This is a genomic window from Pseudoalteromonas sp. 11L1 (assembly GCF_055397545.1).
Window position 1 is genome coordinate 230,029 of the sequence record NZ_AP041141.1, and the last position, 14,498, is coordinate 244,526.

At 40.0% G+C, this 14,498-nt stretch carries 13 protein-coding genes and 1 other RNA gene; 6 read left to right on the forward strand and 8 right to left on the reverse strand.

Features of this window, described 5'->3' with window-relative positions:
* Positions 1-13: 13 nt before the first annotated feature.
* Positions 14-3,052, forward strand: coding sequence for a bifunctional diguanylate cyclase/phosphodiesterase (locus tag ACZ5WS_RS01060; RefSeq protein ID WP_464710087.1), 3,039 nt, complete (start codon positions 14-16; stop codon positions 3,050-3,052).
* 75 nt (positions 3,053-3,127) lie between these two features.
* On the opposite strand, the gene ACZ5WS_RS01065 is transcribed toward ACZ5WS_RS01060, so the two are convergent.
* From ACZ5WS_RS01065 to ACZ5WS_RS01080, 4 genes are all read right to left on the reverse strand, one after another.
* Complete coding sequence (locus ACZ5WS_RS01065) at positions 3,128-3,361, reverse strand: hypothetical protein (RefSeq protein WP_075170457.1); 234 nt, start codon at positions 3,359-3,361, stop codon at positions 3,128-3,130.
* On the reverse strand, positions 3,358-4,965 hold the full coding sequence (locus tag ACZ5WS_RS01070; protein ID WP_464710093.1) for a PepSY-associated TM helix domain-containing protein: 1,608 nt from the start codon (positions 4,963-4,965) through the stop codon (positions 3,358-3,360). The genes ACZ5WS_RS01065 and ACZ5WS_RS01070 overlap by 4 nt, the downstream gene beginning before the upstream one ends.
* Entirely contained in the window at positions 4,962-5,249 is a 288-nt protein-coding gene (locus ACZ5WS_RS01075) for a hypothetical protein (RefSeq protein ID WP_138608102.1), read from the reverse strand. The genes ACZ5WS_RS01070 and ACZ5WS_RS01075 overlap by 4 nt, the downstream gene beginning before the upstream one ends.
* A gap of 378 nt (positions 5,250-5,627) precedes the next feature.
* Entirely contained in the window at positions 5,628-6,575 is a 948-nt protein-coding gene (locus tag ACZ5WS_RS01080) for a YihY/virulence factor BrkB family protein (protein WP_464710098.1), read from the reverse strand.
* Between the two features lie 127 nt (positions 6,576-6,702).
* Here ACZ5WS_RS01080 and ACZ5WS_RS01085 point away from each other — a divergent pair, with 127 nt between their 5' ends.
* The gene (locus tag ACZ5WS_RS01085; RefSeq protein WP_464710101.1) at positions 6,703-7,806 is read left to right on the forward strand and encodes a mechanosensitive ion channel family protein; all 1,104 of its coding nucleotides are present in this window, start codon (positions 6,703-6,705) and stop codon (positions 7,804-7,806) included.
* A 250-nt stretch (positions 7,807-8,056) separates the two neighbouring features.
* On the opposite strand, the gene rnpB is transcribed toward ACZ5WS_RS01085, so the two are convergent.
* Together rnpB and rsmI are read right to left on the reverse strand one after the other, a co-directional pair.
* Positions 8,057-8,421: RNase P RNA component class A (rnpB, locus tag ACZ5WS_RS01090), an RNA gene on the reverse strand.
* A 43-nt stretch (positions 8,422-8,464) separates the two neighbouring features.
* The gene (gene rsmI / locus ACZ5WS_RS01095) at positions 8,465-9,322 is read right to left on the reverse strand and encodes a 16S rRNA (cytidine(1402)-2'-O)-methyltransferase (protein WP_010390670.1); all 858 of its coding nucleotides are present in this window, start codon (positions 9,320-9,322) and stop codon (positions 8,465-8,467) included.
* A 60-nt stretch (positions 9,323-9,382) separates the two neighbouring features.
* Here rsmI and ACZ5WS_RS01100 point away from each other — a divergent pair, with 60 nt between their 5' ends.
* The 4 genes from ACZ5WS_RS01100 (at position 9,383) to dolP (ending at position 12,938) form a co-directional block, all read left to right on the forward strand.
* Positions 9,383-11,263: a penicillin-binding protein activator gene (locus ACZ5WS_RS01100; protein ID WP_464710105.1), complete on the forward strand. Its 1,881-nt coding sequence runs from the start codon at positions 9,383-9,385 to the stop codon at positions 11,261-11,263.
* A gap of 9 nt (positions 11,264-11,272) precedes the next feature.
* On the forward strand, positions 11,273-11,644 hold the full coding sequence (locus tag ACZ5WS_RS01105) for a YraN family protein (RefSeq protein ID WP_008110719.1): 372 nt from the start codon (positions 11,273-11,275) through the stop codon (positions 11,642-11,644).
* 141 nt (positions 11,645-11,785) lie between these two features.
* Entirely contained in the window at positions 11,786-12,379 is a 594-nt protein-coding gene (locus ACZ5WS_RS01110) for an SIS domain-containing protein (RefSeq protein WP_008110721.1), read from the forward strand.
* Positions 12,372-12,938, forward strand: a complete 567-nt coding sequence (gene dolP / locus ACZ5WS_RS01115) for a division/outer membrane stress-associated lipid-binding lipoprotein (RefSeq protein ID WP_008468380.1) — start codon at positions 12,372-12,374, stop codon at positions 12,936-12,938. Before ACZ5WS_RS01110 ends, dolP begins: the two co-directional genes overlap by 8 nt.
* A 475-nt stretch (positions 12,939-13,413) precedes the next feature.
* Here the strand turns inward: dolP and ACZ5WS_RS01120 are convergent, their stop codons facing one another.
* Positions 13,414-13,851 (reverse strand): ClpXP protease specificity-enhancing factor, encoded by a 438-nt coding sequence (locus tag ACZ5WS_RS01120; protein WP_008110860.1) that lies wholly within the window; start codon positions 13,849-13,851, stop codon positions 13,414-13,416.
* A complete protein-coding gene (gene sspA, locus ACZ5WS_RS01125) occupies positions 13,851-14,477 on the reverse strand; it encodes a stringent starvation protein SspA (RefSeq protein ID WP_008110861.1) in 627 nt (208 codons plus the stop codon). Before sspA ends, ACZ5WS_RS01120 begins: the two co-directional genes overlap by 1 nt.
* Positions 14,478-14,498: the final 21 nt, after the last annotated feature.

The window sequence follows — 14,498 nt, forward strand, 5'->3', positions numbered from 1 at the left end:
CTACCGCCTTCTTATGCTGATTTGCATACCTGTTGCTGCTGTCATTTTAGTAACCTTGTGGTTTAGTCGTGACGCGGCTATTGAAGAGCATGAAAAAAAAGTACGATCCATCACTGAGCATCTAATTATCAAGCAGCAGAACATGATTGATGATATAAAGCATGTGACTGAATTTTTAGCAAAAAAGCAGAAAGATATTGAGTCTTTACCCTCTACCTGTCCTTCGTATGTTCTAGATGTTAAGGCGCTCAATGGCAATATCGCGAATATTGGTATAGTAAATAAATACGGCGATTTAATTTGCACCTCTAATATTAGTGACACCAACATTAATATTAGCGACCGCCCCTATTTTAAAAACGCGCTCGCCAGTAAAGAGTTCAGTATTGGCCATTTCCAACACGATCGCAGCCTCAAAGCTCAAAGTATTAACTTTGCTTACCCTATTTTAAATGAAAGCAATGATATTGAAGGTGTTATTGTGACCGTAATCGCTTTAGACTGGTGGAGCTCGGCACTTAATACTTTAAATTTATCGACAGAAATCAGAGCTGTCATTACTGACTCTAACGGTAGTATTTTAGCTAACTACCCTTTTTCAGCCGATAGACTAGGCAACAAATTGGAAAAGTTCGATTTAGCGCATAACTTGCAAGCTGGTGTTATTTTTAAAGGAAAAGATGGTATCCGAAGAGTTTTCCATCAAACAACACTCTATCGTGATGGCAATAACAATAAGCTCTCTATTTATATTACTCAACCAATAGATGAAACACTTGAGCAAATAGATATTAACTTTGTAAAAATGGTTTTAGGATTTTTAATGACCATTTTGCTTTTAGCCGTATTGGCCAGACGATTAGTTAATAAAAGCATCTTAAACCCGATTAAAAGTTTAACGCAGGCCGTTAACCGCTTAGCAGCCGGTAATATGCCTCATGACAACGAGCAGCCTAATAGTCCTGAGCTAAATAGACTCTATCATCGTTTTAAATATATGGCCGAAACTCGCTTAACAGCTGAAGCATGCCTTAAACATAAACATGACGAGCTTAATAGCTTGCTTAATGCACTACCTGATGCTTTTTTACGTGTAGATGCCAACGGCAATATACTTGATACCGGTGGCCTTATTAAATCGTTAAATTATAGCCATTCAACACCGCCTAAAAAGCTATCGTGTTTATTCTCTATTGCCAATTTAAAAAAAATTGAAGGATACTTAACAACCCTGAGCGCTCCGGTCACTATTGAGCTTGAAGATAAACAAGACAATCAGTTTTATGAAGCGAAAATCAGCCCAATGAAAAAAGCGGATGAGTTTATAATTGTTATTAGTAACATCACGCAACGAAAGCAAAATCAAGAATCTTTGCATTTAGCGTCATTAGTTTACAACAACAGCAGTGAAGGCATGGCAATCACGGATGAAAATGGCATTATTTATGACGTGAACCCTTCGTTTTGTAAAACGACCTTGTATTCTCGAAAAGAAGTACTCAATAAAACGGTGGGTATTTTATCATCGGGTAAACATGATAAAGAGTTTTATGACTACATGTGGCAATCAATAAATAAAACTGGCCGCTGGCAAGGTGAAATAACCAATCGTCGTAAAAATGGCGAGCTGTATGTTGAATGGTTAACCATAGATACTATTTACGATAAAAATAAAGCCCCAACTAGTCGTATTGCTATTTTTACCGATCTAACCGAGAAAAAACAAGCTGACGAGTTAATTTGGCGACAAGCTCATTTTGATCATTTAACCGACTTACCTAATCGACTAGAACTTAAAGAGCGGTTGAACAAAGGATTTACGAGCGTTAATAACGACGATCAAAAATTGGTCATTATGCTGTTAGATATTGATCACTTTAAAGATATTAATGATACGTTAGGCCATCATTATGGCGATAGGTTACTTAAATTAGTATCTGAGCGAATTGTGCAAACAGCAAAAGAAGCTGACTTTGTAGCGCGTATTGGTGGCGATGAATTTGTTATTGTATTTAGTGATTTACGCGGTGGCGATAATATCAAAAAAATAGCAAAATCACTGCTACTTAGCCTTGCTTCGACTATTTTTATTGAAGAAGAAAAAGTGTATATCAGTGCCAGTATTGGTATTGCCTGCGCGCCAGATGATGGCCAAAACCCAGAGCAACTGCTTAAAGCCGCAGATCAAGCTATGTACAAGGCAAAAAATAGCGGCCGGAATGACTTTGAATTTTTCTCACATGATATGCGTGAAGATGCAAATGCAAGAATGCAGTTGCTCAAAGAGCTTCGCTCAGCCATAGAGCTAGAGCAATTTGAGTTATATTATCAGCCTATTGTATCCCTTGATGATTTACACGTTCATAAAGCTGAGGGGCTTATTCGATGGCAACACCCAGAAAAAGGGCTGATCAGCCCCGCTGATTTTATTCCATTAGCTGAAGAAACCAGACAAATAAATGCGCTTGGTCAATTTGTATTTGCTGAAGCACTACAAACACTTAATGATATTAAAAAACACATTCAAGATGAATTTCAAATTAGTATTAACGTATCGCCGGTGCAGCTCGCAACCACAGACAGTGGTATAGACGATTGGTATGGCATGCTTGAGACAGCAAACTTACCTGCATCGAGCATTGTGGCAGAAATTACTGAAGGCTTGATGGTTAATCCTGAAGAGCTGACCCAAAGCCGCTTAAAAGCCTTGGTTAAATCAGGGATGCAATTAGCACTCGATGATTTTGGTACGGGTTACTCATCGCTTGCTTACTTACAAGAAATGGATACCGACTACCTAAAAATTGATAAACGCTTTGTTGATAATATTCAAAAAGACAGCCAGGAGCTGGCCTTATGTGAAGCAATTATTATGATGGCTCATCAGCTTGGTTTAAAAGTAATTGCCGAAGGCATAGAAACAAAATTACAAATGGATTTATTACTTGAGGCTGGTTGTGATTATGGCCAAGGCTATTTGTTTTCAAAGCCGTTGCACAAAACCTCGTTTATGCAGCTGATAAAAACAGACCAAGTGATTAATTTAGACTAAAGGCAGTTAATACGCTCGCTCAATTATAGCGCGGGTACTAAACTGCCCCTTATTTCAGAATGTTAATGCTATAATTTAGCGCACTGAAATAGATTTACCGAATACAAAAGCAACCATTAAATTTATTAATAAAGCCGAAGCAATACTAACAAAAGAACCTGCAATACTTCCATACTCAGCTATAAAACAGATAAGTGCGCCAATAAACACAACGAGACTTAGCCAAGTGCTTGCTGGGCGCATCAATCTTAGTAATAAGCTACTTACAACTAACAATCCACATCCAAGTATTAGATAAATAACTGTCATATAGTCACCTCTTGTGTTGTTGGCTTTATTAGTATTTGTCGCTTAGCCATGATCCGCTGACTCACATAGATTATTAAGCCACCAATAAATAAAAAACTAACATCAACAACAGTAACTAGCGTGTTATTTGAACTAAAAGCATGGCTTGACGACAGTAACATGTTTAAAGGCAACACAGACATGCACGCACCACCAGTTATAAGCAGTGTGACTTGCAAATAACGATAATAATTAATCGGTAGCACTGCAAATAAACACCAAACTAGCCACGAAAGAAAAAATAAAGGTCCGAAGTAGCCATTGTGCAATTGTACTGGGATGAAGTTATTAAGTAATACTTGCAAGGGGAATAATATGGCAGTAGCCAATACTAAGCCTCCACAGCTACCGATAATAACCCTATTCCATCGTTGATAAGCCACTTCAGAAAGAGTCGGATTACTACCCCTTGTGCGCTTGGTTAACCACATCATAATTCCAGAAAGTGGTAATAATGCAGTAGTTAAACCAAGGAGTGCCCAAACTAACTTTACAAAAACGCCCGCAAAATTACCAAAATGAAGCGGGAATAATAATTCAAGTACTTTAATAGCAGGGCCAGGAATGTCACCAAAGCTACTCATTGATTTACTAAACTTACCATCTCCGCTGTATTGCAGTAATTGTGATGCAACTGCATCGCCGCCAATAAGACGTAAGTAAACTTGAGCATTCGCATCATTATGCGCCATAACAGTTAAATCAATAACTTTCGCTTTTGGGTAACGTGTTTGGGCATCAAGCAAAATAGTATCTATAGCTGTTGCTTGGTAATTATTAGAAACAATGGTTTCAGGCATCGCGGTAAATTTTTCCACCAACTTATCTTGATCTCCACCAAAACTCACAAAAGCGGCGGCGGGAAGTAGTATAACGGTTGCAAGCCCTAAAAAAGCTCCCGTAAAACCGATAATGGCATGAAAAACGCTCCCCCAAATACCCATCACTTTGTGTGCATCGTTCACTACCACATCAAGACCTTTTTTACGTCTAAATGTAAATAGCTCTTTTATTATTTGGCGGTGAATAAATAAGCCCGTCACAACAGACACCAATAAAGTTAAACCTAAAAAGCCAGTAAGAATAAGCCCTATTGGTCTACCTAAATGTAGGTCAGCATGAAAATGCCCAATAAACGATGGCGCATCAGTTTTACGGTGCTCATAAAAATAATCTGCAGCACCATAATATTGGTTTACCAAATTAAAATTACGAGGGTCAAATTGGTAAGCATAAGCAGCCTCTTCGTCATAATTTTCATCGCCATCGTGAGATTCAAATAAAATCGTCAATAAATGCGTATTATGCCCAGTTGGTAGATACACATGGATATTTTTACCAAACTCTTTTGGTACTTGTTGGTGATAATGGTTAATTAACGTCATCACCTTTTCACTTGGCACTGTATCCAATTGATGTAACTCTGGGTTGGCCCAAATTTTTAGTTCTGGGCGGCTAAGTACAGCTAACGCACCGGTAAAGCAAACAATAAAGAGCAAAATACCTGTAACAATACCAACCCAACTATGCAGTAAAAATAGCTTTTTTAGTGAAATAGATCTCATCCCTGTCCTCCTTGTAAAGCCATAAAACTAAGCCCTGCATGGCTTAACAAAATAACTAACATAACAATAAAAGGCTGCCATGCGCTTTTAGCCATGTAAGCGTATATAAATAACGCAGTCCAAATAAAAGGAAAAAGCATTATCGGTATTAATATTTGCTCTTCCATAGCGAAAGGTAAATAGGTAGTCATGCCAGGGATCATCACTACAGCCGTAATTAACGCAAGTAAACAAGCCAGAATATGGCGTCGCTTAGTTGCTGTAAAAGTGTGTTTTTTATTCATTATTATTTGCCTTATCAATGTAGCTTAGTCCCACCATATAGAAACCAAATTACACTTCGTCCAAACCTGAAACGTTATACTGCTACCATATAATTAAGTACAGCAATAAAATTAAAAATGATAACTATTTGCATTATAATATTTATTTAATTAACTAAACAAATATAAATAGCAAATAATCCATGCACAAATGCCAAACATGGCTCAGCTAATGGCAATTGACGCTTAGTTAAATATATAAAAGATGGTAACCGGGTATAGCCAGAGATTTTAAATGAAAACAAGGCGAGCTTACGCGTCAATAGCTAAGGTCTGTAGATTCAACGTAGTTGTGCTGAAAATAGCTGCTTGAGATAGATTTATTATCCAGAGTTCAGATTATTTAGTATCGAGGTGGTCTGCAACATAAGCACCTCGCTGCCCTCTTTTTTTATCTGGGCCTACTGTGCTGTCTTGCGCTGTTTGCTGCTCTAACGCTGCATTAATTGTAGCTCCTAAAATAATGATATAAGCGCTAATAAATAGCCACATAAGCATAATAACCACCCCGCCTAAAGAGCCATATGTTTCGTTGTAGCTGGCAAAGTGAGATACATAAAATGAAAAGCCAAAAGATGCCACAATCCATAATACTGTGGCAGTGAATGAGCCTACGGTAACCCAGCGCCACTTAGCTGCTTTTCTGTGAGGCGCGTAACGATATAAAATTAATAATGCAAAGTTAAAGGTTAGTGCCAGTAATGGCCATGAGATAAGCATGATTAAAAAATCAATACTCTCTTTTATTCCTAACAGGTTAAGTACTAACGGTAATATACCTATAATTACCAATGCTATAACCGCCACCACAATCGCGCCCACTGAAAATAATAAACGTACAAGTTGCGCCTTAAAAAATGAACGCTTTTCGTATTCGTGATAACTAATATTACACGCGGTGATCAAAGCTTGGCTGCCCTTAGAGCTACTCCAAATAGTGAGCAGTAAAGTGCCTAGCGCGCTAAGACTTAAACTGGTTTGAGACTTTTGCGCAAGGCTTGAAACCTGAGACAAAATAATCTCTTGGGTACTTTGCGGCAATAACGCCATAAATTGACTTAAATACGCACTAATATCGTTCGGTGAAGCAAAATAAGCATACACAGACACCAACGCCGCAATGGCAGGAAAAATAGCAAGAAGTGCATAAAAGGCCACGCCTGCTGCCACCAAGGATAAATTATCACGGCTCATTTGTTTTATAATTCGCTTTGCAATATCCCACCAGCCACGCAGAGGGATATGGTTAGGCTGCTTGGCTCTTTGGCCACGCTTAAAGTCACTCATCGTTAACTCCCCTTTGTTGCTTTAATTCACAGCAAGTTTAATACCAAACAAATACTGCTTGGTATTAAACTTGCTGCTATTGTTTTACACAGACCCTAATTAATCCAACCTAACATGGATGGCTCCTATGCTAAGCGCTTTAATTGCAACACTCGCTAATAACGCATCTATTCCCGCAATCGACACTGTTCAACCAAACTCGGTTTCATGGGGCTTTTTAAAAGAGCAAAGCATGCAATTACTACACTCATTCGTGCAATTACTGCCCACTTTGTTTTTAGGGATTATTATTTTGGTGATTAGTTATTTAATCGCCACCCCATTATCACGCTTGTTAATAAAGCCCGTTACTTACATGACCAACAGTAAATTAGTACACCTAGTTGCTAGGCGTGGCATTAGTACCTTAATTATTTTACTCGGGTTTTACCTATTTTTACGTTTGGCTGGCTTGACTGAATTCGCGGTCGCTATTATGAGTGGCACTGGGTTAATAGGGCTTATTTTAGGGTTTGCCTTTCGGGATATTGCTGAGAACTTTATTGCCAGTTTACTTTTGAGTGTACAACGTCCATTTAAAATTGATGATGTAATAGAAGTCGATGGTAGAATAGGCATTGTTAAAAAAGTAACTGCAAGAGCAACCACTTTAGTTGACTACGATGGCAATCATATTCAAATACCCAATGCGACTGTGTATAAAAATACCATTAAAAACTTAACCGCTAATCCAAAGATGCGCGGTCATTTCACAATCGGTATTGGCTACGATAATGACATTCGCGGCGCACAAAGTCTTGCTATTAGCGTTATAAAAAATCAAAACTCTGTGCTTAGCGATCCACCTCCCCAAGTATTGGTTGATAACTTAGGCTCCGCCACTATCAATTTTACTGTTTACTTTTGGGTCAACGGCGAACAATACAGCATTGTTAAAGTAGCCTCACAGCTAATGCGAGAGTTAATTAACAGTTTTACGCAACATAATATAAGTATGCCTGACGATGCTAGAGAGCGTGTATTACTCAATAGCCAAGGTGAAGATATTTACCCCACAGCAAGCGAAGCTAAAACAGAGACAACAGAAAAAACTAAAGAGAAACCACATACTCAAAAACATAAAACCACAGAGCATGAACACAGTATTGATGATGTAAGCAGTGATACGGATGATATTCGCGAGCAAGCCGATGAATCGCGCGATCCGGAGCAGGGTAAAAATATTATATAGATAGGTTCGAGGTTCGAGGTTCGAGGTTCGAGGTTCGAGGTTCGAGGTTCGAGGTTCGAGGTTCGAGGTTCGAGAAATTTAAAAGCCTTGCGGTTAACATTACAAGGTTTTTTATGCCTGAAGGCGATAGTTAGTCTCGCGTCGAGTTTAGGTTTTAAGCCCGCAACCCGAAGCTCGCCGCCAGGAACCTGACAGCTTGTCTCAAACACAAAAAAGCCCGCAGCGTTAACTGCGGGCTTTTTTATTGAATGAGTGAGTTAGCCATATAAGCCGGGTTCTGTCCTTTCCGAAGAAAGTGATAATCATTCGTCTAGGCCATAAATCGCTCTATGGCTCAAGCAACCTACCCGGTTCCAACGTGGGCCACGCCATAAGGAACCCTATTTGGTCTTGCTCCGAGTGGAGTTTACCTTGCAACCGACTATTACTAGCGGCCCGGTGCGCTCTTACCGCACCCTTTCACCCTTACCAATCCGAAGATTGGCGGTCTTCTCTCTGCTGCACTTGTCGTGGGCTCACGCCCCCCAGCCGTTAACTGGCACTCTGCCCTGTGGAGCCCGGACTTTCCTCCCCCTGATCATTTTCGTCACAGGCAGCGATTATCTTGGCTAACTCGGCGCGCAGTATACATGAGAGCACCGCACTACGCAGTAAACATTTACTGTTTTTCTTCAATAATTGTTTTATACAGCGCGTTTTTTTTCATACCGAAGTAATCGGCTACTACACCACACGCTTTTTTCATTGGCATTTCGTTTTCGAGTAACGCTAACATTTTACGAGCTTCTGGTGGAATATCGTCAACTACCTTAGCTTTCCCTGGCAACATGAGTACTATTTCGCCGCGTTGTTTAGTTGGATCGTCAGTTAAAAACTGCTTTAACTCACTCACTGTGCCATTAAAAAAGGTTTCAAAGGTTTTAGTTAGCTCTTTGGCAAATACCACCTGCTGCTCACTACCTAGCGCTGCTTCTAAATCGTCAAGGCTTGCCATAATACGATGGGTACTTTCATACATAATACTGGTAATACTTGAGTTAACCGCATCTATAAAAAAGTCTTGGCGTGCTTTACTTTTAGCAGGTGTAAAACCAATAAATTGAAAACGATCAGTAGGTAACCCAGAACAACATACCGCTGTAATAGCAGCACATGCACCAGGTACGGGTGTTACACTTGCGCCTTGCTCACGACATAAGTTAACCACCGCATAGCCAGGATCGCTTATAAGCGGCGTGCCGGCATCAGAGACCAGTGCAATATTTAACCCTTGATTAAGTTGGTCGATAATTTGCTGCGCTTTTTGCTTTTCGTTATGGTCATGTAACGCAAAGGTTTTAGCCTTAATACCAAAGTGGCTAAGTAGCTTACCTGTATGGCGAGTGTCTTCAGCCGCGATTAAGTCAACCTGCGATAATGTCGCGATTGCACGCTGACTTAAGTCGTCATAATTGCCGATTGGGGTGGCAACAACGTAAAGAGTGCCAATTTTCTGTGAATTCTCCTCATTTAACATTGAGGTCTCCTGCGTCAGTCAGTAATATAAGCAAATCGCGTTAACGTATGGGAAATCATTGTGCGACTTAAACTAGTTAGTCTATTAATTATATTGTCAGGGTTATCGGCGTGTAGCACAACCGAAAAACCAACTAAAACCAGCGATAACTTAAGTAACAGTGCCAATACGCTGAAAAATGAAGCACTGAATGCGCAATCTATTTACCTATTAGCGCAAAACCGCTATGGCGCTGATAAAATCCAGCTGCTTTATAGTGCTCGTGATAGCGCAATTACAGAAGAAAACTGGCCACTTCTCGAAAAAATATGCACGGAACTTGCACTTACCGCCAGTGTTGATCAAATTCAAAATCGTTTATACATTGCCTTTGCGCAAAAAGAGCAAAATAAAAATCAGCAAGCACTTGAGGTACTAAACACGCTGGAGGGGCAACTTAAGCAACCTGAACATTTTGCTTGGCACCAGTTTTTAACTGCCAGCATTTTTGCATCGCAAGACTTACCAAAACGTGCAGCTCGTTACTTTTTTGCTGCCTCTGAATCGGTAGCAAAAAATAATATTTCTATCCCTAAACTTAATGACGCACTTTGGCATAATTTAAAGCAGCTTTCTTCGTATGCATTAGAGCGATTTAACCGTGGCTCGGTTATTCAACAAGGCTGGGTTAACTTAGCTTTGTATCATCAGGTTTATGCCAACAGCTCTGTTGATTTAGACCAAGCGATTAATAATTGGCGCCGCCGTTACCTTGGGCACCCTGGTACCAATGTTCTACCAAAACAAGATACCTACGCCAATGAATTAGCACCACTGAATATTGAACGCTTAGTTGTGCTATTACCTCAGTCAGGTGCTAACAAGCGCTTAGGGGATGCATTAAAAGCAGGCATACTGGCTGCACTTGATAAAAAAGAGATTAGCGAAACGCTGTTTATTGATGAAAATAGCGAAACAGAAGCGTTGAGCGCGCAAATTGCGCAATTACAACCAGACTTTGTTATTGGCCCATTATTAAAAACCAATATAGATAAACTCGCGAATACCAATACATTACTCGATATACCCACCTTACATTTAAATACTTTTGATGGTGAAAGAACCTCTCTGCAACACTACTTTTTTGCGCTTAATCCTGAGCATGAAGTACAACAAACTCTAGAGCACTTTTTAGCGCAAGGTTATCAAAAACCTATGTTGCTAGCGCCAAATAATACCAATGGTCAGCGCTTAATTGACTACTTTAATCTGCAATGGCAACGCTATAGTGAAACAACCACACAAGTTGGCTTTTACAACGACAATAAAGATATGCCCAATACCATTACCAGCTTGCTAGAAGTTGATAAATCAAAAGAGCGTATTAAATCGGTTAAAACACTCTTTAATAAAGAAGTCGAAAGTGAAACCCGTTCACGTGGCGATATTGATGCAATTTATATATTAGGTGACGCCATAGAGACCCGATTAATTAAGCCTTATCTGGATGTTAACGTAAGCACCTTTGCCGACAGAATCCCTATTTACGCCAGCTCTAAAAGTCATAGTAAGCAAATAGATACCACTGACAAAGGCGATTTAGATGGGCTTTACTTTACCGAACTTCCTTGGATGTTAGACTCACAAATTACGCAGCATAATCTACGTAAGCAATATAATGATTTATGGCCTGAACAGGCTGATATTAGCCAACGTTTATTTGCCATGGCCTACGATGCCGTCGCCATGTTAAATGATATTAGACAGCTGAGCATTACACCCGATAAATACTTTTCAGGCTTAAGCGGTAAATTATCCATTAATAGTGCCGGTGATATTGAACGTTCACTGCAATGGGCGCAGTACAGCAATCGCCGTATAAAACCTGTGGAATTAAAAACACAACGCCCTGTACCGCTATTTATGCAATCAGCAAACGATGGCATAACCATAATTAACTAAGGGGTTAACATGTCGTGGTTTAAACAGCTGTGGCAAAATAGTCGTGAAAAAGGCCAGTATTATGAGCGCCAAGCGCAAAAGTATTTAGAAGCGCAAGGTTTAAAAGCGATTGAGCGTAATTACTACTGCCCCTACGGCGAACTTGATGTCATTATGAAAGACGGTGACACCTTAGTGTTTGTTGAAGTTAAGTTTCGTAAAAATAACATAAAAGGCGGCGCTAATTATGCGCTAAGTCCGCAAAAGCAAGCTAAGTTAAAGCGCACTATTTATCATTACCTTGGTGCTAAAAACTTAAAAAACCAGCCATTACGTATTGATTACGTAGCTATAACAGGCGAACCGTCATTACATATTAACTGGCTGAAAAACGTATTTTAATAACTGATGTATAAAAATAAGACGATTACAACAGCTTCATGTTGAGCATACAGTTAAACATTAGCTAACGCCTAAAATAATTACCTTTTAATAAAGCCGGTGTGAGCTCACACAGAATTAGAGATAAATTGTTGGTAACCCATGCAAGATACAATTAAAGAAATTTTTAAAGAAAGTATTCAAGTTCAAATAGCTGCAGGCGAAGTGTTGCCAAGCGCGTTAGAATCAGCGGCATTTACCATTGCACAAAGCCTGATCAATGGGAATAAGTTGATCTGTTGCGGTACTGCAAATTGCCATATGCTGGCGCAACACATGGCAGGCGTACTGGTAAATTTTTACGAAACAGAACGCCCTTGCTTACCTGCAATCGCTCTCTCACAAGAAAATATTAACTTAGGCCAAGGCAATCAAATAGATGACCACGATACCTTTGCACGCCAAGTTCGTGCCTTTGCTCAGCAAGGTGACTTATTATTGGTACTTGCCATTAATGGTAATGAAAAACACATAATTTCTGCAGTAGAAGCGGCACTTACCAAAGATATGAAGGTCATAGTAATGGTAGGCGATGATGGCGGCGAACTCGTTGGCTTGCTTGGCCATAACGATGTAGAAATTCGTACGCCGTCTAAACGCCCGAGTCGCATTATTGAATCGCATTTAGTGAACCTTCACTGTTTAAGTGAGTTGGTGGATTTAACCCTTTTCCCGCAGGACGAAAATTATGTTTAAACGCTCCCTAATTATTTTAGGCACTGTTGTGTTATTACAAGGCTGTGCCGCTGCTGTGGTCGCCGGTACAGCCAGTGCTGTTACTGCCGCTAACGATAGACGAACCATTGGGTCACAAATAGACGACAACAACATTGAAATAAAAGCCAGCATTGCTATTAGTGAAGATGAACGCCTTAACAAGTTTGCTCATATCAGCGTTATAAGCGTAAATGGCGTGGTTTTAATGGTAGGACAAGTGCCTAACCAAGAAATGAAAAACCAAGCGTTTAAAACCATTGAGAACCTATCTGGTATCCGCAAAATTCATAACCAACTTCGCATTGGCTCTAATATTGGAATCACCACGCAAACACACGATTCATGGTTAACCTCAAAAGTAAAAGCGCAGCTTCTAGCGGCTGAAAATATCAGCAGTAATAATATAAAAGTAGTGACTGAAAATGCCGAAGTATACTTAATGGGGCTAGTATCTGACGCTGAAGCAAACCAAGCCGTTAATATCGCTCGCAACATCTCTGGCGTAGAGCGGGTAGTTAAAGTATTTGAGTATTTGTAAAAATCTCAGGTTCGAGGTTCGAGGTTCGAGGTTCGAGGTTCGAGGTTCGAGGTTCGAGAAATTTAAAAACCTTGCGGTTAACATCGCAAGGTTTTTTTATACCTGTAGCAGCGGATTCACCCCGCGTCTGTATTAGGTTTTAGGCCCGTAACTTGTAGCTCGTAACGTATTGCCAATCAAATGCGCGGGTAAACCAGCCTTAAAAAGCATATGAACAAAGAGAAGTGAATGAGGAGTAAATGAGAAAACAGTAACCATTAGCCCAACTGATTAATTCGAGTCTCTAGGCCCGTTGCTCGCTTCTCGCAGCTCGTCGCTCGTGAGCCTTTCTAACCTTTAACCTTTAACCTTTAACCTTTAACCTTTAACCTTTAACCTTTAACCTTTAACCTTTAACCTTTAACCTTTAACCTAATATTTTCATACAGACATAAAAAAACCGCTTATTAAGCGGTTTTTTTCTAACATTTACGGGCTATTTTATAACGCGTAAATGTGAGCCTTTTTTCTTTTCAGGCTTGGGAGCTGGCGTTTCATCAACTATTTCAGGTGATGAATCGACACTTTCAAGCTCTGGAGCAAAATCGTCTTCGTCCTCTAAAAACTCATCTGCAGTAAAGACTGTGCCTTCGCCATTTTCACGTGCATATATTGCAAGTACAGCCCCTAAAGGCACGTACACTTGCATTGGCTGGCCGCCAAAGCGCGCGTTAAAGCTAAGCTGAGTATTATCTAACGAAAACTGCGTAACCGCCGAAGGGCTTATGTTCAATACAATTTGGCCATCTTGGACAAACTGTGTTGGCACTTGCACTGCAGGAAAGTCAGCATTAACCACTAAGTGTGGCGTGCATTCGTTATCAACAATCCAATCAAAAAAAGCGCGTAGTAAATAAGGACGATTAGAAGTCATTATAAACGGATCTCACGCTCTGCTTCAGTTAAAGAAGCTTGGAATGATTCACGTTCAAATAAACGGATCATATACTCTTTAAGTTCTTTAGAGCCTGCACCATTAAGCTCAATACCAAACTCTGGTAAACGCCATAATAGTGGTGCTAAGTAACAATCAACTAAGCTAAACTCTTCACTCATAAAGTAAGGCGCTTCACTAAAGATTGGTGCTATTGCAAGTAATGCTTCTGTCAGCTCTTTACGAGCTTGCGCGGCATCAGATGTGTTGTTAATGATTTTTTCAGCTAGGCTGTACCAATCAGTATCAATACGGTGCATCATTAATCGACTACGACCACGCATGACCGGATATACAGGCATTAGTGGAGGATGAGGAAAACGTTCATCAAGGTATTCCATGATGATATTTGCCTGATATAAACCAAGCTCACGGTCAATCAGTGTTGGCACTGTGCCGTAAGGGTTAATTTCGTGAAGTGCTTCTGGCAGGTTATCCTTTTCAGCCATATGAATATCTACACTTACACCTTTTTCAGCAAGTACAATGCGTACTTGGTGGCTATACATACAGTTAGCACCAGAAAAAAGGGTCATTACAGGGCGCTTATTGGCAGCTACGGCCATGCCTACCTCCATTAAATAACT